This window comes from Aureimonas sp. AU40, assembly GCF_001463785.1.
Lineage (GTDB): Bacteria > Pseudomonadota > Alphaproteobacteria > Rhizobiales > Rhizobiaceae > Aureimonas.
Genome location: NZ_BBWL01000001.1, coordinates 16,097 through 40,015 on the forward strand (window position 1 = coordinate 16,097; position 23,919 = coordinate 40,015).

Genomic DNA, 23,919 nt, shown 5'->3' on the forward strand with positions numbered 1-23,919 from the left:
CCCATGTCCGAAGACCTGTTTCTCAAGGCGCGCTCGGCCATGCGCAAGTGCCATGCGCCCTATTCCAACTTTCCCGTCGGCGCGGCGCTGCGCACGGAGGATGGGCGCATCTATTCCGGCTGCAATGTCGAGGTGGTGAGCTTTCCCGAGGGCTGGTGCGCCGAGACCACCGCCATCGCCCATATGGTGATGGACGGCGGCGGGCGGATCGCCGAGATCGCCGTGGTGGCCGAGCGGCTGCGCGGCTGCTCGCCTTGCGGCGGCTGCCGCCAACGCATCGCGGAGTTCGCCAGTTCCGACACGCGCGTCTTCCTGTGCGACGCGGCGGAGGGCGTGATCGAGACCATCCTGATGGGCGATCTCCTGCCCAAGGCCTTCCCGACGGACGCTGTCTCGTGAGCGCGGCGGCGGACGCTCTGCTTCAGCGGCTGGGCGCGCGACGGCCGCGCGTCGCACTCGTGCTCGGCTCCGGCCTCGGCGCCTTGGTGCGCGAGGTCGAGGACGCCGATCACATTCCCTATGGCGACTTGCCGGGCTTTCCCGTCTCGGCCGTGTCGGGCCATGCGGGCGAGATCGTCTCCGGCCGGCTCGCGGGCGTCGAAATCCTCATCCTGTCCGGCCGCATCCATTACTACGAGGCCGGCAATGCCGCCGCCATGCGCCCGGCGCTGGAGGCGCTGAAGGCGGTCGGCGTCGAAATCCTGGTGCTGACCAACGCGGCCGGTTCGGTAAACCCCGCCATCGCGCCGGGCGAGGTCATGCTGATCGACGATCACATCGCCTTCAGCGGTGCCAATCCCCTGATCGGGGAGCCGACCGATGCACGCTTCGTCGGCATGACGGCAGCCTACGATCGGCCGCTGCGCGAGGCGCTGCTGCGTGGCGCCGATAAGGCCGAGGTGCCGCTGCATCGCGGCGTCTATATGTGGTTCTCCGGCCCCTCGTTCGAGACGCCGGCCGAGATCCGGATGGCGCGGGTGCTGGGGGCGGATGCGGTCGGCATGTCCACCGTGCCCGAAACCATTCTCGGCCGTTTCCTCGGTCTTCGCGTCGTCGCCGCCTCGGTGGTCACCAATTTTGGCGCGGGCATGACCGGGGCCGAACTCAGCCACACCGAGACCAAGGACATGGCCCCGATCGGCGGTGCCAAGCTCGCGCGCATTCTCGCCGCAGCCCTGCCGGAGTTCGCGGCATGAGCGACCGCGCCACCGAAGCCCGCCAGCTGATCGCCTGTCTCGACCTCACCGATCTGAACGAGGATTGCACGTCGGCTGACGTCGAGACGCTGGTCCGGCGCGCAAGCACGCCCGAAGGCGATGTCGCCGCGATCTGCATCTGGCCGCGCTTCGTGGCCGAGGCGCGCGCAATTCTCCCCGCCGGCATCCAGCTCGCGACGGTCGTGAACTTTCCCGGCGGCGGCGAGGATGTGGCGGCGACGGTGGCCGAGACACACCAAGCGGTGGCGGACGGGGCGGACGAGATCGATCTCGTGATCAGCTATCGCCGCGTCGCGGCCGATCCCAGTTTCGTGGAAGCGCAGGTCCGCGCCGTGAAGGCGGCGGCCGGCACGGCGCGGCTCAAGGCGATTCTGGAAACCGGCGAACTGGCCGACCCCGATCTTATTCTTTCGGCCGCCGAGGCGGCGCTCGAGGGCGGGGCGGATTTCCTCAAGACCTCCACCGGCAAGGTGCCGGTCAGCGCGACGCCGGAAGCCGCTGGCATTCTGCTCCAGGCCATCGCCAACGCGGGCGTGCGGGTCGGCTTCAAGCCGTCCGGCGGCATCAGGCGTTTCGAGGACGCCAAGCTTTATCGCGACATGGCGGAGGAGATCTGCGGCCCCGGCTGGGCCAGGCCGGATCGCTTCCGCCTCGGCGCCTCCGGCGTGCTGACCGATCTCCTGCGCGTTGCCGGCGGGGCGGCGCAGGGCGCCTCGGCTCCCGGCGGCTACTGATGCAGCTCCCGGCAGAGATCATTCGGCGAAAGCGCGATGGCGGCACCTTAAGCGCGGACGACATCGCGGATTTCGTGCGCGGTGTTGGCGAAGGGGCGATCCCCGACGCGCAGGTCGCCGCTTTCTGCATGGCGGTCTTCCTGCGCGGCATGGGCTCGGACGAGACCGTGGCCCTGACGCTCGCCATGCGCGATTCCGGCGATGTGCTGGACTGGCGCTTCCTCGATCGCCCCGTGGCCGACAAGCATTCCACCGGCGGCGTGGGCGACAATGTCTCGCTCATGCTCGCGCCGATCCTCGCCGCCTGCGGCGCGGCGGTGCCGATGATTTCCGGGCGCGGCCTCGGCCACACCGGCGGCACGCTGGACAAGCTGGAAGCCATTCCCGGCTATACCGTGACGCCGCAAGCCGAGCGGCTGCGCGCCGTGGTGCGCGACACCGGCTGCGCCATCGTCGGGCAGACCGCGCGTCTCGCTCCCGCCGACGGGCGCATCTATGCCGTGCGCGACACCACGGCGACGGTCGAGTCCGTGCCGCTGATCGTCGCCTCGATCCTGTCCAAGAAGCTCGCCGCCGGGCTGGAAAGCCTCGTTCTCGACGTGAAGACCGGCTCTGGCGCCTTCATGGCGGGCGAGGCGGAGGCGCGGGGGCTCGCCCGCGCGCTGGTGGATGTTGCCAAGGGCGCGGGCCTTCGCTGCAGCGCCTTGCTCACCGACATGAGCGAGCCGCTGGCGAGCGAGGCCGGCAATGCGCTGGAGGTGCGCGGGGCCGTCCGCTTCCTTTCGGGCGAGGCGCAGGCGCCCCGCCTTCGCCGCGTGACGCTGGCCCTCTCGGCCGAGGCGCTGGTGCAGGCCGGGCTGGCGGGGGATACGCAGGCTGGAGAGGCGATGGCCCGCCGGGCGCTGGACAGCGGCGCCGCGTTGGAGCGCTTCGCCCGCATGGTGGCCGGGCTCGGCGGCCCCGTGGATTTCGTGGAGCGCATGGACGAGCACCTGCCCCGCGCGCCCGTTCTGCGGCCCGTGCCGGCCCCGGCGGCGGGCATTCTGGCCGAGATCGACACGCGGGCTCTTGGCCTCTGCGTGGTGCGGCTGGGCGGCGGGCGCACGGTGCCGGGCGCGGCGATCGACCCGGCCGTCGGCCTTTCCGATCTGCGTCCGCTCGGCACGGCGCTTTCGCCGGGCGAGCCGATGGGCTTCGTTCACGCGCGTGACGATAGCGCCGCCGCGCAGGCGGTGGCGGACATCACCGCCGCCATTCGTCTGGCCACCGAGGCCCCGTCCGCGCGGGACGTGATCGACACGCTGCGTTGATCGGGCCGGGCGCTCGATCGGGTGCCCTGCCGGGTTTTTGTGAGCCAGAGCGTTTGCCAGCCCCCGCATCCCTGCTCCGATGTGCGCTTCGTCCTGAAGGTTCAAAGCCTTGCGAGCCTCGAATGAGCCCTCAAACTCGGCGCGCGCGTCCCGACGCGGGCCTTCAGGGTGTCAGCGTCAGCGTGTCGCCGGTCACGGAATAGCTTTTCAGGCGCTTGAGAAAGCTCATGCCGAGAAGCGTCGAGGACAGGGCCTCGCCCTTGAGCACCATGACGTCGACATCGCGCACCTCCACCGATCCGATCGCGATCCGCTTGGCGGTGGCGAGCGCCACGGGAACCCGGCCATTGGCGGTTTCCGAGACGGCGGTGAACTTGTCCGGCGAAACAGTGATGCCGAGCCGGCGGGCGGTGCGTTCGCTCAGCGCAACATAGGTCGCCCCCGTGTCCACCAGCACCGGCTCCGAGCGTCCGTCGAAGCGCGCCTCGGCACGGAAATGCCCGTCCGGATCGGCGCGAAGGCGCAGCACGCGACCGTTGGGGATGGGGAGCGAGGCTTCCACCACCTTGGCCGGCGGATCGAGCCGCTCGGCCTCGCTGGCCGCGCTGAGGCTGGCCCGGTAGCGCTCGAAGGCGGAGGGAAAGGCCAGGGCTATGATCGAGGCGAAAACGGCAAAGCCGAGAAGCCGGGTCATGAGCGAAGGTCCTTCCAGGGGCAAGGGGCGCGGTGGACGTAAGCTTGCCGGAGGAGGGTTAGCGAAAGCTTGGCAAGGGAGCGCTTTGCCCCTCGAAGGTCAACGAGACCTTGGCATTTCGCGGACATTTGAAGCGCTGGGTGACGACTCGCGGGGCTTGGCGGCGAAGCGCAGCGCGGCAGGGCGACGTTCGCCGAAGGCAGCGGAGCGGCGACGCCGGTCTCTTCGCCGGAATGTTCGCGACGGCATGGAGCCCAGCGCTGTGGTCCGACCGGCCGCCGCAGGTCGGGACCGCGTTGCCTGAAGGTTCCGCGCTACGCTTCTTCGACCGAAGCCATGCCGCTACGATGGAAGGACCCCGTCTGCGCACTGAAAGCCCCGCTCGCGCGGGCCTCTCGTAGCGTCTGACGGTCCGGCTATTTCAGCTCGGCGTGGTGGTTGTGCTGTTCGCCGCCGCCCGAAACCCGTGCCTGCGGACAGTTGGTCGGCTCGCCCGGCTGCGGGCCTCGCTCTGCGCGCGAGTCGGGCCGGTCGGAGCGCCGGTGGCTGAAGCCAGTGTCGCCATGATGCCGGTTGGCAGTCCGAGTCTTCGTGGAACCCGGCACGGCGACCGATCCTCGCGCAGACCCCGATGGGGCCTGTTCTGGTGGAGAAGCATTCCCAAGCGAAGCGGCGACGCTTCGCCCTGTGGCTGGACCACCTTCTCGCGGCAACCCTCGCGGCCGAGATGGGCCTGCGGAACGAGAGGGAAATGGCATCGCTCCCTTTCCGTGGATCGAAAAAGCCGAGCCCGCATCCGGGGCGCGGTTCCAAACCGGAGCGCCCCGAAGCTCGTCAGCCGGCTTCAATTCCCCCACGCCGTCCTCGCGGCGTGGGGGAGGGGCGCGGTCATTTCGTGCCGTACATCCGGTCGCCCGCGTCGCCGAGCCCGGGCAGGATATAGCCCTTCTCGTTCAGCCGTTCGTCGATCGCGGCCGTGAAGACGGGAATATCGGGATGGGCGTCGCGGAAGCGCTTGATGCCCTCGGGCGCGGCCAGAAGGCAGAGGAAGCGGATGTTCTTGGCGCCGCGCTCCTTCAGCTTCTCCATCGCGGCGGTGGCGGAGTTGGCGGTCGCCAGCATCGGGTCCACCACGATGGTGAGGCGGCTCGCGAGGTCTTCCGGGGCCTTGAAGTAGTATTCCACCGGCTCCAGCGTGTCGTGGTCGCGGTACATGCCGATATGGGCGACGCGGGCCGCCGGTACGAGATCGAGCATGCCTTCCAGAAGACCGTTGCCGGCGCGCAGGATCGAGGCGAAGACCAGCTTCTTGCCCTCCAGGATCGGTGCGTCCATCTCCTGCATCGGCGTTTCGATGCGCATGGTGGTCAGGTCGAGATCGCGCGTCACCTCGTAGCACAGGAGCGTCGAGATCTCGCGCAGGAGACGGCGGAAGCTGGCCGTGGAGGTCTCCTTCTTGCGCATCAGGGTCAGCTTGTGCTGCACGAGCGGATGGTTGATGACGGTGACGCCGTCCATTCGGAAACCCTCTTTATGCCTGTTCTATCCTGCACTCTGGTCTAGAGGCTGGAGCCCGGCGCGCCAAGCGCCAGGGCGCGGATCGTCAACAGCTCGGAGAGGCGCTTGCGCACCGGCTCCTCCACGAAGGCGGCCTCAATGGCGTTGCGCGTCAGCGCCAGGCGCTCGGCCGGCCCGAAGCCGGCCTCGGCCGCGAAGCGATATTCGGCGGTGAGATCGCTGCCGAAAAAAGGCGGGTCGTCGGAATTCACCGTGAGCCGCAGTCCGGCCTGCCGCAGGCGCGCCAGCGGATGAGCGCTCGGGTCGGGAGTGACCCCGAGCGCGAGATTGGAGAGGGGGCAGACTTCCAGCGTGACGCCCTCCTCGCGCAGCCGGGCGAGCAGCGCCGCATCCTCCACCGCGCGCACGCCATGGCCGATGCGCGAGACGTTCAGCGCGTCCAGCGTTTCCGCGACGGCCTCCGGCCCGGCGAACTCGCCGGCATGGGCGGTGAGACCGAGCCCGGCCTCGCCCGCGATGCGGAACGCCTTCTCGAAATCGCGCGGCCGGTAAAGACGCTCGTCGCCGGCAAGGCCGAAGCCGGCGACCCCGGGCGCCCGGGCGGCAAAGCGGGCGGCGGCCTCCACCGCCTCCGGCCCGAGATGGCGCACGCCGACCACGAGAAAGCGGCAGACGATGTCGGTCTCCTGCTCCGCCTCTGCCGCGCCGCGCGCCAGGGCGCCGAGATAGGTCTCGGGCGACAGGCCGCTCGCCGCCGCATGGTCGGGCGAAATCGTCAGCTCGCTGTAGATCGCGCCCTGCGCGGCGAGGCCCGTCAGATAGTCGAAGGCGAGGCGGCGATAGTCGTCTTCGGTGCGAAGCAGGGCGGCCGCCCGGTCATAGGCGGCGAGAAAGCCGGAAAAGCCCACCCAGCGATAGGTCGCCTCGTCCGCGAAGCCGCTGAGATCGACGCCCTGGCGCGCAGCCAGTTCGCGGGCGAAGCCGGGCTGCAGCGTGCCTTCCACATGGCAATGAAGCTCGGCCAGTGGAAAGGGAGCGGCGGGGCGGCCGCGCGCGAAAAGGCTCACAGGAAGCTCCGCCCGTGCGGCCCGGCGGGCAGGCCGAGATGGGCGGCGACGCTTTCCCCGATGTCGCTGAAGGTCTCGCGGCGGCCGAGGGCGCGGGCGGCGATCCCCGGCCCGAAGCCGAGGATCGGCACCTCCTCGCGCGTATGGTCGGTGCCGGGATAGGTCGGGTCGCAGCCATGGTCGGCGGTGAGGATCGCAAGGTCCCCGGGGCGCAGCAGCGCTTCCAGCTCCGGCAGGCGGCGGTCGAAGGCCTCGAGCGCCGCGGCATAGCCCGGCACGTCCCGCCGATGGCCGAACAGCATGTCGAAATCTACGAAATTGGCGAAGACGAGATCGCCCTCGGCGGCGTCGCGCACCGCGCCCAACATGGCGTCGAACAGCGCCATGTTGCCGTCGCCCTTGCGCACCTCGCTCACCCCCTGGTGGGCGAAGATGTCGCCGATCTTACCGATGCCGATCACCCGGCGCCCATCGGCCAAGGCGCGGTCGAGGATCGTCGCCTCGGGCGGCGGCACGGAATAGTCGCGCCGGTTCGCCGTGCGGCGGAACGTGGCGCTGCTCTCGCCTGTGAAGGGGCGGGCGATGACGCGGCCGATATTGAGCGGATCGACATGGCGCCGCGCCGCCTCGCAGAGCCCGTAGAGCCGATCCAGGCCGAAATGCTCCTCGTGCGCCGCGATCTGCAGCACGCTGTCGCTGGACGTGTAGAGGATCGGCCGGCCGGTTCGCACGCTCTCCTCGCCCAGCGCCGCGATAATCTCGGTGCCCGAGGCATGGCAATCGCCGAGGATGCCGGGGATGCCGGTGTCGTCCACGATCTCGGAGATCAACTCGGGCGGAAAGCAGGGAATGCTGCGGGGAAAATAGCCCCAGTCGAACCGCACCGGAACGCCCGCGATCTCCCAATGGCCCGACGGCGTGTCCTTGCCCCGGCTGACCTCCGCCGCCCGGCCCCAGAGCCCTTCCGGCTCCCGGCCGCGCCCGCGCCCGGCGGCGTGGAACAGGCCGAGCCGTTCCATATGGGGCAGGTCAAGCAGCCCCGCGCGCAGCCCCGGCCGATCCGCCTCGCCCCTCGCCGCGGCCTCCTGGATATGGCCGAACGTGTCGGCGCCCACGTCGCCGAAGGCTCCCGCGTCCGCCGCGCCGCCGATGCCGAAGGAATCCAGAACGATCAGAACGGCTCGGGTCATGGCACTCTCCTTTCCCGGACTTGTGCCACGCCGAGGCGACTTGCGAAAGCCGATCGACCGGGCAGGCTCTGGAGGCTGTTATGAACCTTGGGCATGTCTTGTGCCGCCCGCCCCGAACCGCCGGAGACCGTCGCCGGTTTTGCCGGTAGCACCGCTATGTCAGGCAGCTTCGCTGCCGCGTGCACCCGGCCTCTACCCGGCGGATCGGGGCGGGCGGCACAAGACGTGCGAAGGGTTCATAAAAGCCTCTAGCCGCAGTCGCTGCAGGTGATGCCGGCGCCGTTGCTCGTGCCGCGCGGCCAGTAATAGGCCATGTCCTTCATCTCGATCGCGGAGGTGAAGCCGAAGCCGCCGAGCGGGGTGTAGAGATAGCTCGCCTCGGCCACCACGATGGCTGTGGACTTCTGGCCGGCGAGCGAGGCGGGCAGCGTGAAGACCGAGCCCTTGACCCGGGCGGTCGCGCCGTTCACGGCGCGCGACCAGTCCACCGTCGCCTTGCCCTTGTCGTCGATCAGGATCGAGGACAGGGCGATCCGCACCTTGCTTGAGTCGAGCGGCTGCATCAACGCGCGCGCCACGTCGAGCTCGGCTGAGATCGCGGCCTTCGTGGTTGTGGTGTCCTGCGCGATCAGGTCGGCCGTCGCATTGGCGGTCGCCTGGAGCTTGCGGTTGGCGGTGATGGCGAGCGTCGCGTCCGAGGCGCCGATATAGACGATCAGCATCACGGGAACCACCAGCGCGAACTCCACCGCCGCGATGCCGCGCCGGTCGCGGCCGAAACGCCTGGCGAGGCTGGTCCAAGCCGGGCGCATCAATAGGGCTCCGTGCGGAAGGCCGAGACGCTGGCGAGCACGACCTTGCCGTTGGCATTCGACAGGAGCTTCAGGAAGTCGGTCACCGGCGTCCAGGGATAGAAGACGCGCAGCGCCATGATGGTCTTGGAGGCGCCGGCCTCGGTTTTAGTGCCATATTGCTGGCTCGCGTCGGGCTGCGACAGATCGACGTCCTGGAACGAAGCGTAGCTGCGCAGGTCGATCGTCAGCTTGTCGCAGGACAGGAACACGCTGACCCTGTCGCAGATCAGCTTGCGAAAGACTTCCGGCTTCAGGTCGTCGGCGTCGAGCTGTCCTGTGCGCACGAGGCGGGACACCTGTTCCACGCCGCCGTCCAACGTCAGCTGCGACATAAACAGAAGCCCCGTCTCGATCGTGGCGAAGGTCAGGAACAGGAAGGGGACGGCGAGAATGGCGAATTCCACCGCCGTCGCCCCTGAGCGGTCCCGACGAAAGCGCTGGAGACTCCATCCGCGCCCGCCTCCGCAGCTTCTCGCGCCTCGCCAGCCAGGGGTCGTATCTCTGGTCATGATCGCTCCGGCGCGCTGCCGCATACACTTGCCCAAGCGGTGAGGGCTTGGCGGGCGGGGCGCTTGTCTTGGCCGAAACGGTAAGGCTACCCGTCTTGCGAAGGCGTTAAGAGGGCTTGGCAAAAGCTTCGGACGGGCAAGGATCGAGCGGATTTCCTTAAGCGCGAGGCGGCTGCGGCCAGGGAATTTAGATCGACGCGGTCTGGAAGAAGCCTTCAGCCCTACTGCCCGGCGGCGACCATCGACTCGTGGCTCTGGAACTGGCCGAGCGCCTGGCCGAAACTGTCCTGCTCGTCGCCGACGGTCACCTTCGGCTCGCAATGCGGAGAGCAGGAATAGGTGGTGCGCGACGCCTGGCGGTAGACGCGCACGGACCGGTCCTCGCGGCTCGTGACGGTGACGTCGTCGTCCAGCACGACTTCGCCGCCGGGATCGAGCACCACGACATTGGTCACGCCGTAGGATCGGCCGGTCAGAACCAGCGTTTCGGCATCGTGCACGGTCACGTCGACGATCGACGGATTGCCGATGATGATCGTGCCGGCCGCGCGCGGGATCTTCAGGATGCGCGCGTGATCCACCGCGACGTCGAGGCCGCCCGGCGAAGCGGCCGAGGCGAGCGAGGCGCCGAGCGCCAGGGAGGCGACGATCAGGAAGGATGCGAACCGGCGCATGGCGAGGCGAACTCCAAGGACTCGGGAACGCGACCGGCCCCGATGCGCCATCATCGTGCGATGGAATTAAGGATAAGTTTCCCCAAGCTCTTGGCTGTTTCTTTAGCATGGGGCGCTGAAAGCCAGCTTAACGCCCTGTTAACGATCAATTTTAAGCGAGCCGCAATCGTCGGCGACTAATTTGGAGCGAACCGAACGAGGCCAGATGGCCGGATCGTCGGGACGAGATCGCCAACCTGCTTGCTCCCGTAAGGAGACCTCCCATGATGAAGCTTCTCGCTCGCTTCAAGAAGAACGAATCCGGCGCCACGGCCATCGAGTACGGTCTGCTCGCCGCCCTGATCGGCGTCGCCATCATCGCTGGCGCCGGCTCGCTCGGCACGACCCTGAACGCCAAGTTCGGTGCCATCGGCACAAAGATCGGCAATACCGCGTCGACTTCGGCGACCCCGTAATTCTCAAATTTTTCTGCTCTAGGCAGATCCGTTTGAGGATGAACCGGGTAGGCGCATGCTTATCCGGTTCTTTTTTAATTGGAGCTGGGTTGCTTGGCAGGCTCTGCGACGTGATGTCATGTGAGTGCCGGCTTAATTTGTAAGCTCGGTCTGGTTGGTGCATCGGGAAACACGATGGTTTCGGTCGTATGCGGCTTTTTCTTTTTGCTGCTGATGCTGCGAGCGGTCGTTACCGATCTGGCCCATATGACGATATCCAATCGTCTGGTTGGGGCGATACTCGTCTGCTTCCTTATTTTCGTATTCGCCAATGGCTGGTCGCCGGCCGCAATCGGTCTCCATCTGGCTGTTTCGATGACGGCCTTGCTTCTGACCTTCGCGGCCTTCGCACTTGGGTGGATGGGCGGAGGGGATGCGAAGCTCATATCCGCGACCGCCCTTTGGTTCGGGCCAACGGTCGCGCTGTGGGACTATCTGTTTCTGGCGAGCCTGTTTGGCGGCATTCTTACGCTTCTGTTGATTCTCGCGCGCGCCTGCTGGAAGCCGCAAACCGGGAATGCATCACTCGACCGCCTGCTCAGTCCGACGTCCGGCGTGCCCTATGGTGTCGCGCTCGGCATGGCCGGAATCATCGTCGCGTCGCGCTCGCCCGACATGCAGGGCGTCTTCGCACTGATATGATCTCTGACAAGATACTGTTTCCTCCTCGTTAACCATGTCTTGAGAGTTTCCCGCCGATAAAGGTCAAAGGGGCGACGGATCGCCCGGCCTGATCGGGGAAGCCGCAATGCGTGTGTCGCGTCTGGCGATTTTTGGAGTGGCGGGTGTCGCCGCCGCCGGCGCGGGCCTCCTGGCCATCAACATGGCGGCGCCGCCTCCGCCCGAACCCGTGCTTATCACCGCCCAGCCCGCCGAGCCGCCGATCCGGCTGGTGGATGTTCTGGCCGCCTCGCGCGACATCGCCATGGGCGAGCGCGTCGACGACGCGCTGCAATGGGTGCAGTGGCCCGAAAGCGCCGTCTCCGAAGCGCTGCTGCGCCGCGACCAGAAACCCAATGCGCTCGAGGAGGCCAAGGGCTCGATCGCCCGGCAGGCCTTCTTTATCGGCGAACCGATCCGCGAAGCCAAGCTCGTGAAGACCGATCGCGGCTTCCTGTCCGCCATCCTGCCGGAGGGCAAGCGCGCCATCGCCGTGCAGATCGCCGCCGACACTTCGGCCGGCGGCTTCATCCTGCCCAACGACCATGTCGACGTCATCATGGCGCGCGAGAAGGCCGCGCCCGGAGCCTCGCAGGCCGCCGGCGTGGAAACCACGACGATCCTCAAGAACCTGCGCGTTCTCGCCATCGACCAGACAGTCGAGGAAAAGGACGGCACGCGCGTGGTCGTCGGATCCACCGCGACGCTGGAGGTCGATCCGCAGCAGGCCGAAGCGCTGACGGCGGCCACCCGCATGACCGACCGTCTGATCCTGTCGCTGCGCTCGCTGGCCGATTCCGTGCCCGGCTCCCCCGGCTATGCCCGCTTCCTTTTGGAGCAGGAGCAGGCTCCCCAAAAGTCTCAGGTCCGCGTGGTGCGCTACGGCAAGACCACCGACGTCACCACGAGGAACTGACGCATGGCGCTCCGTCTTCGCACCGTCCGTACACGCGCGCTCGCAGGTGGCCTGCAGGCCTCGCTGGCGCTTTGGCCGCTTCTGCCGTTGCCGGCCTTTGCCGAAAGCTCGGTGATCGCGGTCAACCGACCGCAGCAGACCATCTCGCTCGGCCTCGACAAGTCCAAGGTCATCGACCTGCCGCGAGACGCCCACGACATCGTCGTTTCCAACCCCGCGGTGGCGGACGCGGTGACGCGCACGGCCCGGCGGATCTACATCTTCGGCAAGCAGATCGGCCAGACCAACATCTTCGTCTTCGACGCGAACGGGCGCGAGATCGCGGTTCTCGATCTCAAGATCGAGCGCGACATTTCCGCGCTCGCCTCCACCATCCGCAAATACATCCCGTCCGCCGACGTGCGGGCCGAGATGCTGAACGACAACGTGATCCTGACTGGCACGGTGGAAAACGCGCAGGACGCCCAGCGCGCGGTGGATCTCGCCACGATCTTCGTGACGGGGGGCGAGGGTACGACCGGTCAATATATCAGGACCGCGACTTCGGGCGCTTCGGCGGCCGGCGGCGGCGGGGTCGCCATCGGCGGCGTGTCGCAGGCGCAGGAACGCCGGCAGACCAGCCAGATCGTCAACCTCCTCCAGATCCAGGGCGAGGACCAGGTCACGCTGAAGGTGACGGTGGCCGAGGTGCAGCGCTCCGTCGTGAAGCAGCTCGGCATCGACGGCGTCGGCGTCGGCTCGCTCGACGGCATCGCGTTCTCGGCCGCGAGCGACAATCCCTTCGGCCTCGGTAAGGCGATCTCGAACGCTGGCGCCGATATCTTCAATGGTGGCAACAGCGGCAACGGCATTTCTGCGCAGCTGCGCGCGATGGAGCAGGCGGGCGTGATGCGCACGCTGGCCGAGCCGAGCCTGACCGCGATCTCCGGCGAGAGCGCGTCCTTCAAGGTCGGCGGCGAATTCACGGTCGCCAGCGGCAAGGACGAAACACCTGCCAAGCGCACGCCGATCGTCAACAACAACGGCGCGATCGTCGGCTTCGACACGACGCCGGCCAGCGTCAACTATGAGCACAAGGACATCGACTACGGCATCGGGCTCGACTTCACGCCCGTGGTCCTGTCGCCGGGGCGCATCAGCCTGAAGATCCGCACGGCGGTCTCCGAGCCGACGTTCGAGTCGCCCTACGCCATTCCTGGCGGCGTCGCGCCGGGCGTCAATCTCGTCGGCATTCGCAAGCGCCTCGCCGACACCACGGTGGAACTGCCCTCGGGCGGCTCGCTGGTGATCGCGGGTCTGGTGCGCGACGAGATGCGGCAGGTTATTTCCGGCTATCCCGGCCTGTCCAAGATCCCGATTCTTGGGACATTGTTCCGCTCGCGCGACTTCCAGCGCTACGAGACCGAACTCGTCGTCATCGTCACGCCCTATCTCGTGCGGCCCGTTGCGCGTCAGCAGCTGGCGCGGCCGGACGACAATCTGAACTTCTCCTCCGACGGCGCTTCCAACTTCCTGGGCCGCGTGAACCGCGTCTATGGCGCCGCCGACACCCGTCTCCCCCCCGGCCGCTACCACGGCAACGTCGGATACATCTACAAATGACCGTGCGCCGCCGCTTCTCCCCCCGCCGTCGCCTTGCGTTGGTCTCGGCCGCCCCAATCCTTATCGGCCTCCTGGCTGGCTGCGCCAACCAGCATATCGAGGTGGGCGCGATCCCCGATGATTACCGCACCCGGCACCCGATCACCGTGCGCGAGGCGACCGAAGATCTGGAACTCTTCGTCGCCTCCTCGGATACGCGCCTGACCCCGGCCGACGAGACGCGGGTGGAAAGCTTCGCCACGCGCTTTCGCGCCTCGCGGGCGACGGTGATCCGGCTGCGCGTGCCGTCCGGGGGCCGCAACGCGGCAGCGGCCCGGCTCGTCGCCGACAATGTCGCCGGGGTTCTGCGCCGACATGGCGTGGCGCGCCAGCGCATCCTGATCGCGCCCTATCCTGCGGGGGGCGTCCCCGACGTGCCGCCGCTGCTCCTGTCGTTCAACGCGGTGGTGGCGGAGGTCGAGCCTTGCGGTCGCTGGCCGGAGGACCTCGCCGACACCAGCGAGAACCGCAATTACCACAATTTCGGCTGTGCCTCGCAGAGCAATCTGGCCGCGCAGATCGCCGATCCGCGCGACCTGCTCGGGCCGCGCGGCATGAGCGAGATCGACGCGGAACGCCGCTCCACCGTGGTCGAGAAGTATCGCCGCGGCGAGCGGACCGCATCCGAGGCGCCGCGTCAGGCGTCCGACTACAATTGGTAGGCCGAAAGCGATGATCGATCTTCCTTCCGGCGATTCCCCCTATCGCCTTTCCGACACGGACCTGCGCCAGCGCCTCGACGCGCTGCGCCCTGTCCCGCGCATCAGCATCCAGGCCTTCTGCGAGACCGCCGCCGTGGGCGAGGCGATCGAGGCGGCGGCGGGCGACCGGCGCATGGTGAAGGCGCATGTGCGCGTTCACATGGGCGGCATCCGCGCGGCGGTGGAGCACTACGCCACCGCTCCGACGCCCAATCTCGTGTTTCTCGAATCCACCCTGCGGCCGAACGAGCTTCTGGGCGAGCTGGAATCGCTCGCCGATGTCTGCGATCCCGGCTCCAAGGTGGTGATCGTCGGCCATCACAACGACGTTTCGCTCTACCGCGAGCTGACGCGGCGCGGCGTGTCGGAATACATGCTGGCGCCGGTGCATCTGGCCGACGTGCTCGCCATCGTCTCGCAGCTCTTCATGGCCGAGGGCAGCGATCCGCTCGGCCGCATCCTGGCCTTTGTCGGCGCCAAAGGCGGGGCCGGGGCCTCGACGCTCTGCCATAATGTCGGCTGGACCATGGCCCGGCTCTTCGGCAACGACGTGCTTCTGGCCGATCTCGACCTGCCCTTCGGCACGGCCAATATCGATTTCGACCGCGACCCGCCGCAGGGCGTGGCGGAGGCGGTGTTCTCGGCCGAGCGGCTGGACGAGGTGTTTCTCGACCGCTTGCTCGTGTCCTGCGCCGATCATCTCTCGCTTCTGGCCGCTCCCTCGACGCTCGACCGCGCCTATGACTTCGAGGCGGAGGCCTTTTCGGCGCTGATCGACGCGGCGCAGCGCGGCACGCCCCATGTCGTGCTGGACGTGCCCCATGTCTGGAACGGCTGGACGCGCACGGTCCTGGAGCGCGCGGACGAGGTCGTGCTCGTGGCCGAGCCGGATCTGGCTAACCTGCGCAACGCCAAGAACCTGATGGACACGCTGCGCAAGGCGCGGCCCAACGACCGGCCGCCGCATCTCGTACTGAACCGCGTCGGCGTGCCCAAGCGCCCCGAGATCGCCCCGGCCGAGTTCGCCGAGCCGTTGGGCGTTCAACTCATGGCGCAGATCGCCTTCGACCCGCTGGTGTTCGGCACGGCCGCCAACACGGGGCGCATGCTGGCCGAGCTCGACGGCAAGCATGCCGCCACGCTCGCCTTCAACGAGATGGCGCATGCGCTGACCGGACGGGCCGTGGCCAAGCAGGCGCCGAAACAGGCGCTGGGCGGGCTGCGCGCGCTGATGCGCCGGCGCTAGCGCCAAGACTGAAAGACAGTCCCGCTCCGGTTCGCCGGCGCGGGCACGGTTCGAGGCGCCGCCATGGCCTCGCAAGGCAAGCGGAAGGAACAGGACGACATGTTCGGCAAGCGTGGAAACGAGACGGGCACGATGGCACGGCAGGCGCCGGCCGCGCCTGCGCTCCCCGCGACGCCGGCCCCGGCACCCGTCTCGCGCGGCGAGGCGGCTCCCCCGCCGCGCGCCGCGCCCGCCAAGGCGGCGCCCGAGGCGCCGGCGCCCGTGCAGGCCGTCCGGGCACGCTCGGACAGCTACTACGAGACCAAGAGCAAGATCTTCGCCGCGCTGATCGACACGATCGATCTCAGCCAGTTGGCCCGGCTGGAAACCGAGATGGCGCGCGAGGAAATCCGCGACATCGTCAACGACATCATCTCGATCAAGAATTTCGCGATGACGATCGCCGAGCAGGAGGACCTGCTCGCCGATATCTGCAACGACGTGCTCGGCTACGGCCCGCTGGAGCCGCTTCTGGTTCGCGACGACATCGCCGATATCATGGTGAACGGCGCGCGGCAGACCTTCATCGAAGTCGACGGCAAGGTGATCGAGGCGGGGGTGCGCTTCCGCGACAACCAGCAGCTTCTCAACATCTGCCAGCGCATCGTCAGCCAGGTCGGCCGGCGCGTCGACGAATCCTCGCCTATCTGCGACGCGCGCCTGCCGGACGGCTCGCGCGTCAACGTCATCGCGCCGCCGCTCGCCATCGACGGCACGGTGCTGACCATCCGCAAGTTCAAGAAGGACAAGCTGACCCTGCCGCAGCTCGTCGACTTCGGCGCCATCTCGCCCGAAGGGGCGACCATCCTCGAGATCATCGGCCGCGTGCGCTGCAACGTTGTGATCTCCGGCGGCACGGGCTCGGGTAAGACGACGCTTCTCAACTGCCTGACACGCTATATCGACGAAGACGAGCGCATCATCACCTGCGAGGACTCGGCCGAGCTCCAGCTCCAGCAGCCCCATGTCGTGCGTCTCGAAACCCGCCCGCCCAATATCGAGGGCGAAGGCGAGATCACCATGCGCGACCTCGTCAAGAACTGCCTGCGCATGCGGCCCGAGCGGATCATCGTCGGCGAAGTGCGCGGACCCGAGGTCTTCGATCTCCTGCAGGCGATGAATACGGGCCATGACGGCTCCATGGGCACGATCCACTCCAACAGCCCGCGCGAATGCCTGAACCGCATGGAATCCATGATCGCCATGGGCGGCTTCTCGCTGCCCTCGCGCACGGTCAAGGAGATCATAGTCGGCTCGGTGGACGTGGTGATCCAGGCCGCGCGCCTTCGCGACGGCTCGCGCCGCATCACCCATATCACCGAGGTCGTGGGCATGGAAGGCGACGTGATCATCACGCAGGATCTCTTTCTCTACGACATCCTGGGCGAGGATTCGCGCGGCCGGCTGGTCGGGCGCCACCGCTCCACCGGCATCGGCCGGCCGGCCTTCTGGGACCGCGCGCGCTACTACAACGAAGAGCAGCGCTTGGCCCGCGCGCTCGACGCGGCGAATGTGGAAGTGGAGCGCGGGGTGTGATCACGATTCTGTTCGTGGCCCTCGTCGCGCTGTCGACCGGCGCCCTTCTCTACGGCGTGCTCCAGCCGCGCTTCGAAAGCGACAAGGCCGCGCGCTCGCGCTTCGAGCAGTTCTCGGCGTCCGAGAACGATCTGGCTCTGCGCCAGGCGGCGCGCGACCGGATGCAGGAAGTGTCCAAGCGGCGCAAGACGCTGCAGGCGACACTTCAGGACTTCGAGGAAAAGAACCGCAAGCGCAGCGACAACATGCGCAAGCTCACGCTCGAGGCGCGCATCCGGCAGGCCGGGTTCGACTTCGCGCCGCGCGCCTACTGGCTCGGCTGCGCCGGCATCGGCGTCGTCGCCTTCCTGTTCATGCTCGTGCTGACCGGCGCGCTTCTCCTGTCGCTGGGCCTTGCCCTGTCCGCCGGGCTCGGCCTGCCGCACTGGTTTCTGGGTTGGCGCCGCACCCGGCGCCAGCGCAGCTTTTCCGACGAGTTCGCCAATGCGCTCGACGTCATCGTGCGCGGCATCAAGTCTGGCCTGCCGCTGCAGGACACGCTTCGCATGATCGCCTCCGAAACGCCCGACCCCGTGCGGTCGGAATTCGCGCGCATCGTCGAGGCGCTGCAGATGGGCGCGCCGCTGACGGAGGCGGTGGGCCGCCTTTACGCCAGCATGCCCATGCCCGAGACGAACTTCTTCGCGATTGTCGTCTCCATCCAGTCCCAGTCGGGCGGCAATCTCGCCGAGGCGCTGAACAACCTGTCGCGCGTGCTGCGCGATCGCAAGAAGATGAAGGGCAAGATCAAGGCCATGTCCATGGAGGCCAAGGCCTCCGCCTATATCATCGGCTCGCTGCCGATCATCGTGGCCGGCCTCGTCTATCTTACCTCGCCCGATTACATCTCCATTCTGTTCACCGACCCCAAGGGCCACATGATCCTGATGGGATCGGGCCTTTGGATGCTGTGCGGCATCCTGGTGATGCGCAAGATGATCAATTTCGACTTCTGAGGTTCGCATGGACGCCGTGTTGCAGATGTTCGGCCTGTCCAGCCATGTGGCGCTCGGCCTCTTCGTGGCCGTCGCCATGTTCGCCACCCTCGTGTCCCTGGTGCTGCCGCTCCTGTCGGGGCAGGAAATGAAGGGGCGCATGAAGGCCGTGGCGCTGGAGCGCGATCAGGTCCGCGCGCGCGAGCGCAGCCGCATGGCCAACGAGCGGGACGGCGGGCGCGTCACCCTGCGCAAGCAGGCGGACCGCTCCTTCGCCGCCAAGGTGGTCGAGGCGCTGGACCTTCGCAAGGCGCTTCTGGACGAGGCGACGATGACGAAGCTGCGCATCGCGGGCTTCCGCACGCATCGCGCGCTGACGCTGTTCCTGTTCTGCCGTGTCGCCCTGCCGCTCGTGTTCGGCCTTCTGGCGGCCTTCTATATTTTCGGTCTCGGGATGATGGCCGACCGCGCCTTCTTCATGCGGGTCTTCGTCTGCATCCTGGGCGCCTATGCCGGGTTCTACGCGCCTATCCTCTTCGTCGGCAATGCCGGCAAGAAGCGCGCGCAGTCGATCCGGCGCGCTTGGCCGGACGCGCTGGACCTTCTCCTGATCTGCGTGGAATCGGGCAATTCCATCGAGGCCGCGTTCCGGCGCGTGGCGGACGAGATCGGCATTCAGTCCGTGCCGCTGGCGGAGGAGATGGTGCTGGTCTGCGCCGAGCTTTCCTACCTGCCGGACCGCCGGCAGGCCTACGAGAACCTCACCGCGCGCACCGGGCTGGAATCGGTTCGCTCGGTCTGCACGGCCCTCGTCCAGGCCGAGCGCTACGGAACGCCGCTCGGCGTCGCGCTACGCACCCTGGCGCAGGAAAGCCGGGACCAGCGCATGACGGCGGCCGAGGGCAAGGCCGCCGCGCTGCCGCCCAAGCTCACCGTGCCCATGATGGTGTTCTTCCTGCCGGTGCTCTTCGCCGTCATCATCGGCCCGGCCATCATCAAGGTCATGCCGATGCTGTAGCGGGCGAGCGCGCGCCGTGTTGGCAACGCCGCCGCCAATCGTCCCGCCGGCGGTTCTAGAGCCGGGAAGGGGAGGCGGGGCGCCCGTCAGCCCCGGCGTTCGCTCTTCAGCTCGCTCCAGGTGTTGCGCTGCGCCAACATCTGCTTGAGATAGGCGACATTGGCCCGCGCCTCGTCGGGCGAGAGCACGTCGGAGGCAATCTTCTCGGCCTCGCCGAAGCGCCCTTGGAGGCCCACCGCCAGCGCCAGGTTCTGGCGAACGCGCGGATCGGCGCCGGGCTTGGAGGCGGCGCGACTGAGATAGGTCTCGGCGCCTTTCAGGTCGTTCTGCAAAAGTGAGGACATGCCGAGATTGGACAGGATCGACGGCTCGTTCGGCTCCAGCGTCAGCGCCTTTTCGTAGACGATGCGCGCCTTGTCGGGCTGGCCGAGCTGGTCGAGGATCGCGCCTTCCGCCGACAGGAGCCGCCAGTCGGGCTGGTCCGGCGTCTGGGCGCGGCGGATCGTTTCCAGCGCCTTGGGCAGTTCGCCCGCCGCCGCCAGCGCCTTGCCATAGGCGCCGAGCACGTCGCGGTCGTTGGGATGGGCGATCGCCACCTGCTGCATCACCGCCAGCGACTGGTCGTTGCGGCCCGCCGTCTGAAGGGCCGAAGCGTAGGCGAGGCCCACGTCCTTGTTCTTGGGGTCGCGCTCGTAGGATGCGCCATAGATGCGGATCGCGCCGCTCAGCTCTTCCGATGTCATGGACGAGAGGTCGCGCTTGGGCGGCGCCTCGCCGCGTGGGGCGATCGAGCCCGTGTGCATGCGCGAGGTCTGCGTGCAGCCGCTCGCCGCCAGACCTGCCAGAAGCAGCAGAGCCAGCGCGCCTCGCCTTGCACCCGGCCTCGGGCGGGCGTAGGTCGGCGCGGCGTCCTCGTTTCTGAATCGGCGCATCGGCTTTTCCGTTCCTTCCACCCGCCGCGGGCAGGATGCGGACGGGTCATCTTTCGTTAACCCCTAAGTCCCGACCATTTCGCGGGGCTGACGTTCGCGAGCCTTTCCCATGACCGACCGCCTTCTCTCCTCCTCCGCCAACGCCCTGCCGATCCACGCCGCGCCCGAGGGCGGCCTCGATCAACTGCCCGAGGCCGCGCGCCGCTGGATGGAGGCGACGGGCTTCAAGGCTGGCGCCGGTTCCGTCGCGCTTCTGCCGGGCGAGGCGGGGCTGGCCGGCGCCGTGCTCGGCCTCGGCGCGCCGGAAGGGCAGGGCGATGCGGAGCGCGCGCTCCTCACCGGCGCGCTGGCGCAGGCGCTTCCCGAAGGCGATTGGGCGCTGGATGCGGCGGCCGGGCTCGACCCCACGCTCGCCGCGCTCGGCTTTCTGCTCGGCGCCTATCGCTTCGAGCGCTACCTGACCAAGCCCGCCAAGCCCGGCCCTCGCCTCGTGCTGCCGGCCGGAGCGGACGAAAGCGAGGTTCGGCTCCTGGCGTCGAGCGTCCATCTCGTGCGCGACTTCATCAACACGCCCACCAACGACCTCCTGCCGGACGGGATCGAGGCGGCGGCGCGAGGAGTCGCGACGGAGTTCGGCGCGGAAGTGAGCGTGACGCTGGGCGACGCGCTGCTCGAGGCGAACTTCCCGATGATCCACGCGGTCGGCCGCGCGTCCAGCGTCGCGCCCCGCCTGATCGACCTCACCTGGGGCCCCGCCGACGCGCCGCGCGTCACGCTGGTGGGCAAAGGCGTCGCCTTCGACACGGGCGGTCTCGACATCAAGCCGGCCTCCGGCATGCTCCTGATGAAGAAGGACATGGGCGGCGCGGCGAACGTCCTGGGTCTCGCCCGCCTCGTCATGGGCTCACGGCTCAAGGTTCGGCTGCGCGTGCTCATTCCCGCCGTCGAGAACGCCATTTCGGCAAATAGCTTCCGGCCGGGCGACGTGCTGCGCAGCCGGCTCGGCAAGAGCGTCGAGATCGGCAACACGGATGCCGAAGGGCGCCTGATCCTGGCCGACGCGCTGGCCCTGGCGGACGAGGAATCGCCCGAGATCCTCGTCGACATGGCGACGCTGACGGGCGCGGCGCGCGTGGCGCTCGGACCCGAGCTTCCCCCTTTCTTCACCGACGACGAGGCGTTGGCCGGCGAGATCGCGCTCGCGAGCCAGGCGCTGCACGATCCGCTCTGGCGCCTGCCGCTCTGGAAACCCTACGCCAAGGCGCTCGCCTCCAAGATCGCCGATACCAACAACGTGACCACGGACGGGTTCGCGGGTTCGGTGACGGCGGCGCTGTTTCTCCAGGGTTTCGTGCGCAATGCCAAGAGCTGGGCGCATTTCGATGTCTACGGCTGGCGCCCCCAGGCGGGTCCGCTCGGGCCGGCGGGCGGCGAGGCGCAGGGCATCCGCGCGCTGGCCCACGTCCTGGCGCAGCGCTACGGGCGGTCTTGAATCCGCCCGAAAGTGCCGGAATTTTGGGCGATGCGCGCCGGGCACGAGGCGAATCGGCGCGCCTGAGGGCGCTTATGGGTATCGACATCAAGCCGGCGCAGGCCTTGCGCCTGCTCTATCGCAACGCCATGCTCCAGGCGCATCATCCGGGCTCCGATCTCACCGCCCGGCAGACTGCGATTCTTCTGACCATCTATCTCGACCCGCCGCCCCATACGGTGCGCGGCCTCGCCGAAAAGCTGCAAGTGGCCAAGCCCGTGGTGACGCGGGCGCTCGACTCGATGGGACGCATGAACCTGCTCGAACGCCAGCGCGACCCCAACGACCTGCGCAACGTCCTCGTGCGCCGCACCGTGGAGGGCAGCCTCTTCGTGTCCGAAATGGCGGATCGGCTGGTGAGCGAAGCGGGAGCGCTGGGCCGATGACCGCCGCGCTCGACCCTCGCCTCCACGCCCACCGGCCCGACCTCGCCGACCGCCGTCTCGAAGGCCGCGTCGAGGCGGCGCGCTTCGTGGAAGGCCAGCCCGCCCATGTCGCCATGCCCGTGGCCGACCTGCGCCGCCGCCCCTCGGCCGACGCGCCGCTGGAAACCCAGGCGCTTTACGGCGAGCGGGTGCGCGTCTTCGAGGACACGATGGAGGGCTGGAGCTGGGGGCAGCTGGAGCGTGACGGCTATGTCGGCTGGATTCCGACCGTGACGCTTGTCGCCGGCGAGCCGCCGGAGCCGACGCACCGGGTCTCAGTGCGCCGGACGCTGGTGTTTCCCGGCCCCGACATCAAGCGACCGCCCATGCACGACCTGCCGCTCGGCGCGCGGCTGCGCGTGCGGGGAGAGGCCAGCGACCACAACGCCACCTATGGGCTGATCGACCCGTTCGGCGCCGTCGTGATGCAGCACATGAAGCCGGCGGGCGCGTTCGAAACCGATTTCGCGGGCGTCGCCGAAGGATTTCTCGGCGTCGCCTATCTCTGGGGCGGCAAGTCGGCGTTGGGGATCGACTGTTCCGGCCTCGTGCAGGTGTCGCTCGATGCCTGCGGCCTTTCGGCCCCGCGCGACACTGACCTTCAGATCGCGCTGGGCGAGGGCGTCGAGACGGACGCGCCGCTCCGGCGCGGCGATCTCGTATTCTGGCGCGGCCATGTCGGCATCATGCTGGACGGCGCGCGGCTTCTCCATGCCAACGCTCATCACATGATGACGGCGATCGAGCCCCTGGCGGAGGCCGTGTCGCGCATGGAGGCGCGGGGCGTTTCGGTTCTGGCAATCCGCCGCCTGCCGGAGTTCGCAAGCGCCTGACGACATGTCGTGAGGCCGGCGCCAGCGCGTTCCGCCGCCGTCGCCGGCGAAGGCTTACGGCACCCCTAAAGGTCCGCTTCCCATCGTCGGTGACATCTCCCAGCCACGGGACCCCGGGAGATGTCACCCAAGGGCTCAGTAGCCCGCGCCGCGATCCACCAGATTTTCCAGCGGCTCGCCGCGCCGATGGGAGGCGATTTGGCGCATGATGATCGGGGCCAGCGCTTCCGGCTCGGACGAGGCGGCGGCGTGTGGCGTCACGAAGACGCGGGGATGGCGCCAGAGCGGGCTCTCGGAAGACAGTGGCTCGCGCTCGAACACGTCGAGCGAGGCTTCCATCAGGCGGTTGTCGTTGAGCGCGCGCAGGATGGCCGAATCCACCTGCAGCCCGCCGCGCCCGGCATTGACCAGAACCGGCGTGCCGAGGGGCGTTTCGCGCTTGAGCCGCGACAGGAACGCGTCGTCGATCAGCCCGCGCGTGTCCGCCGTCAGCGGCAGGAGCACGACCAGGATGTCGCTCGACGCCAGAATCCGGCCGAGCCCGTCCTCGCCATGGAAGGTCTCGACGCCCTCGACGCGCTTCTCGCGCCGGCTCCAGCCCGCGACCTGGAAGCCGAGGCCGCGCAGCTTCTGGGCCGCGTCCCGCCCGAGTTCGCCAAGGCCCAGAATGCCGACCCTGATTTCGCCCGCCGCCGGCTGGCGCCGCTCGTTCCAGAGCCGCGCCGCCTGCTGCGCGCGGTAGACCATGCCGCGCCGGTGATGGTCGAGCACCCGCCACACGACATATTCGCTCATGCGCGCGGTCAGGTCCTCAGCCACGATGCGCACGATCGGCACGTTCGGCACCGTGCGGTCGGCCAGGATGTGATCGACCCCGGCGCCGAGCGAGAACACGGCTTCGAGGTTCGGTAGGCCTTCCAGAACGCCCGGCGGCTGCTTCCAGACCACTGCATAGCGGATCGAGGGATCGCCGGCCTGCGCCGGGCGCAGGATGATCGTCTCGCCGGGTGCGGCCGCCAGCATGGCGTCGTGCCAGCGGGTCGGGTCGAAGCCGGTGACGGAAAGAAGGATGCTCATGGAACACTCGTCGCGGTCGGAAAGAAGAGAGGCGAGACGCTTGGAACTTCGGACAATAGCGGCGGCCAGAGGATGAGCGAGGAATTTTTCTCGCTCACGAGGCACGAAGCGCAGCGGATGCGAGGGCGC

At 68.3% G+C, this 23,919-nt stretch carries 25 protein-coding genes; 16 read left to right on the top strand and 9 right to left on the bottom strand.

Going from position 1 to position 23,919, the window contains the following annotated elements; genetic code table 11:
- Nucleotides 1–3: 3 nt before the first annotated feature.
- Genes AUL32_RS00085 through deoA form a run of 4 tightly spaced genes read left to right on the top strand, consistent with a single transcriptional unit; the run spans nt 4 to nt 3,261 of the window.
- Nucleotides 4–399, top strand: a complete 396-nt coding sequence (locus AUL32_RS00085; RefSeq protein WP_061973872.1) for a cytidine deaminase — start codon at nt 4–6, stop codon at nt 397–399.
- Complete coding sequence (locus tag AUL32_RS00090) at nt 396–1,196, top strand: purine-nucleoside phosphorylase (protein WP_062110895.1); 801 nt, start codon at nt 396–398, stop codon at nt 1,194–1,196. Before AUL32_RS00085 ends, AUL32_RS00090 begins: the two co-directional genes overlap by 4 nt.
- On the top strand, nt 1,193–1,951 hold the full coding sequence (deoC, locus tag AUL32_RS00095) for a deoxyribose-phosphate aldolase (RefSeq protein WP_062110896.1): 759 nt from the start codon (nt 1,193–1,195) through the stop codon (nt 1,949–1,951). Before AUL32_RS00090 ends, deoC begins: the two co-directional genes overlap by 4 nt.
- Entirely contained in the window at nt 1,951–3,261 is a 1,311-nt protein-coding gene (gene deoA / locus AUL32_RS00100) for a thymidine phosphorylase (RefSeq protein WP_062110897.1), read from the top strand. Before deoC ends, deoA begins: the two co-directional genes overlap by 1 nt.
- 163 nt (nt 3,262–3,424) lie before the next feature.
- Here the strand turns inward: deoA and AUL32_RS00105 are convergent, their stop codons facing one another.
- The 7 genes from AUL32_RS00105 to AUL32_RS00135 form a co-directional block, all read right to left on the bottom strand.
- Nucleotides 3,425–3,955, bottom strand: a complete 531-nt coding sequence (locus tag AUL32_RS00105) for a retropepsin-like aspartic protease family protein (protein WP_062110898.1) — start codon at nt 3,953–3,955, stop codon at nt 3,425–3,427.
- Between the two features lie 888 nt (nt 3,956–4,843).
- A complete protein-coding gene (gene upp, locus AUL32_RS00110; RefSeq protein ID WP_061973880.1) occupies nt 4,844–5,473 on the bottom strand; it encodes a uracil phosphoribosyltransferase in 630 nt (209 codons plus the stop codon).
- A 41-nt stretch (nt 5,474–5,514) separates the two neighbouring features.
- Complete coding sequence (gene add / locus AUL32_RS00115) at nt 5,515–6,540, bottom strand: adenosine deaminase (protein ID WP_062110899.1); 1,026 nt, start codon at nt 6,538–6,540, stop codon at nt 5,515–5,517.
- Nucleotides 6,537–7,730: a phosphopentomutase gene (locus AUL32_RS00120; RefSeq protein ID WP_062110900.1), complete on the bottom strand. Its 1,194-nt coding sequence runs from the start codon at nt 7,728–7,730 to the stop codon at nt 6,537–6,539. The genes add and AUL32_RS00120 overlap by 4 nt, the downstream gene beginning before the upstream one ends.
- 248 nt (nt 7,731–7,978) lie before the next feature.
- The gene (locus AUL32_RS00125) at nt 7,979–8,542 is read right to left on the bottom strand and encodes a TadE/TadG family type IV pilus assembly protein (protein WP_062110901.1); all 564 of its coding nucleotides are present in this window, start codon (nt 8,540–8,542) and stop codon (nt 7,979–7,981) included.
- Nucleotides 8,542–8,988, bottom strand: a complete 447-nt coding sequence (locus AUL32_RS00130) for a TadE/TadG family type IV pilus assembly protein (RefSeq protein ID WP_062110902.1) — start codon at nt 8,986–8,988, stop codon at nt 8,542–8,544. The genes AUL32_RS00125 and AUL32_RS00130 overlap by 1 nt, the downstream gene beginning before the upstream one ends.
- A 326-nt stretch (nt 8,989–9,314) precedes the next feature.
- Nucleotides 9,315–9,767 (bottom strand): pilus assembly protein N-terminal domain-containing protein, encoded by a 453-nt coding sequence (locus AUL32_RS00135; protein WP_062110903.1) that lies wholly within the window; start codon nt 9,765–9,767, stop codon nt 9,315–9,317.
- 263 nt (nt 9,768–10,030) lie between these two features.
- Here AUL32_RS00135 and AUL32_RS00140 point away from each other — a divergent pair, with 263 nt between their 5' ends.
- The 9 genes from AUL32_RS00140 (at nt 10,031) to AUL32_RS00180 (ending at nt 18,992) form a co-directional block, all read left to right on the top strand.
- Entirely contained in the window at nt 10,031–10,222 is a 192-nt protein-coding gene (locus tag AUL32_RS00140; protein WP_062110904.1) for a Flp family type IVb pilin, read from the top strand.
- Between the two features lie 174 nt (nt 10,223–10,396).
- A complete protein-coding gene (locus AUL32_RS00145) occupies nt 10,397–10,903 on the top strand; it encodes an A24 family peptidase (protein WP_062110905.1) in 507 nt (168 codons plus the stop codon).
- A gap of 106 nt (nt 10,904–11,009) precedes the next feature.
- Complete coding sequence (gene cpaB / locus AUL32_RS00150) at nt 11,010–11,837, top strand: Flp pilus assembly protein CpaB (RefSeq protein WP_061973896.1); 828 nt, start codon at nt 11,010–11,012, stop codon at nt 11,835–11,837.
- A gap of 3 nt (nt 11,838–11,840) precedes the next feature.
- Nucleotides 11,841–13,439 carry a type II and III secretion system protein family protein gene (locus tag AUL32_RS00155; RefSeq protein WP_062110906.1) on the top strand — a complete coding sequence of 533 codons (1,599 nt, stop codon included), beginning with the start codon at nt 11,841–11,843 and terminating at the stop codon, nt 13,437–13,439.
- A complete protein-coding gene (locus AUL32_RS00160) occupies nt 13,436–14,140 on the top strand; it encodes a CpaD family pilus assembly protein (RefSeq protein ID WP_062110907.1) in 705 nt (234 codons plus the stop codon). The genes AUL32_RS00155 and AUL32_RS00160 overlap by 4 nt, the downstream gene beginning before the upstream one ends.
- Before the next feature lie 10 nt (nt 14,141–14,150).
- Nucleotides 14,151–15,425 (top strand): AAA family ATPase, encoded by a 1,275-nt coding sequence (locus AUL32_RS00165; RefSeq protein WP_062110908.1) that lies wholly within the window; start codon nt 14,151–14,153, stop codon nt 15,423–15,425.
- Nucleotides 15,426–15,524: 99 nt separating this feature from the next.
- On the top strand, nt 15,525–17,000 hold the full coding sequence (locus tag AUL32_RS00170) for a CpaF family protein (RefSeq protein WP_062110989.1): 1,476 nt from the start codon (nt 15,525–15,527) through the stop codon (nt 16,998–17,000).
- Complete coding sequence (locus AUL32_RS00175) at nt 16,997–17,995, top strand: type II secretion system F family protein (protein WP_062110909.1); 999 nt, start codon at nt 16,997–16,999, stop codon at nt 17,993–17,995. Before AUL32_RS00170 ends, AUL32_RS00175 begins: the two co-directional genes overlap by 4 nt.
- 7 nt (nt 17,996–18,002) lie before the next feature.
- Complete coding sequence (locus AUL32_RS00180; protein ID WP_062110910.1) at nt 18,003–18,992, top strand: type II secretion system F family protein; 990 nt, start codon at nt 18,003–18,005, stop codon at nt 18,990–18,992.
- A gap of 86 nt (nt 18,993–19,078) precedes the next feature.
- Here AUL32_RS00180 and AUL32_RS00185 read toward each other — a convergent pair whose 3' ends face one another.
- Nucleotides 19,079–19,924 (bottom strand): tetratricopeptide repeat protein, encoded by an 846-nt coding sequence (locus AUL32_RS00185; protein ID WP_061973907.1) that lies wholly within the window; start codon nt 19,922–19,924, stop codon nt 19,079–19,081.
- Between the two features lie 109 nt (nt 19,925–20,033).
- Here AUL32_RS00185 and AUL32_RS00190 point away from each other — a divergent pair, with 109 nt between their 5' ends.
- From AUL32_RS00190 to AUL32_RS00200, 3 genes are all read left to right on the top strand, one after another.
- Nucleotides 20,034–21,416: a leucyl aminopeptidase family protein gene (locus AUL32_RS00190; protein WP_062110911.1), complete on the top strand. Its 1,383-nt coding sequence runs from the start codon at nt 20,034–20,036 to the stop codon at nt 21,414–21,416.
- A gap of 74 nt (nt 21,417–21,490) precedes the next feature.
- Entirely contained in the window at nt 21,491–21,841 is a 351-nt protein-coding gene (locus AUL32_RS00195; protein ID WP_061977659.1) for a MarR family transcriptional regulator, read from the top strand.
- The gene (locus tag AUL32_RS00200) at nt 21,838–22,713 is read left to right on the top strand and encodes a C40 family peptidase (protein WP_062110912.1); all 876 of its coding nucleotides are present in this window, start codon (nt 21,838–21,840) and stop codon (nt 22,711–22,713) included. Before AUL32_RS00195 ends, AUL32_RS00200 begins: the two co-directional genes overlap by 4 nt.
- A gap of 135 nt (nt 22,714–22,848) precedes the next feature.
- Here AUL32_RS00200 and AUL32_RS00205 read toward each other — a convergent pair whose 3' ends face one another.
- Nucleotides 22,849–23,790, bottom strand: coding sequence for a 2-hydroxyacid dehydrogenase (locus AUL32_RS00205; RefSeq protein WP_062110913.1), 942 nt, complete (start codon nt 23,788–23,790; stop codon nt 22,849–22,851).
- Nucleotides 23,791–23,919: the final 129 nt, after the last annotated feature.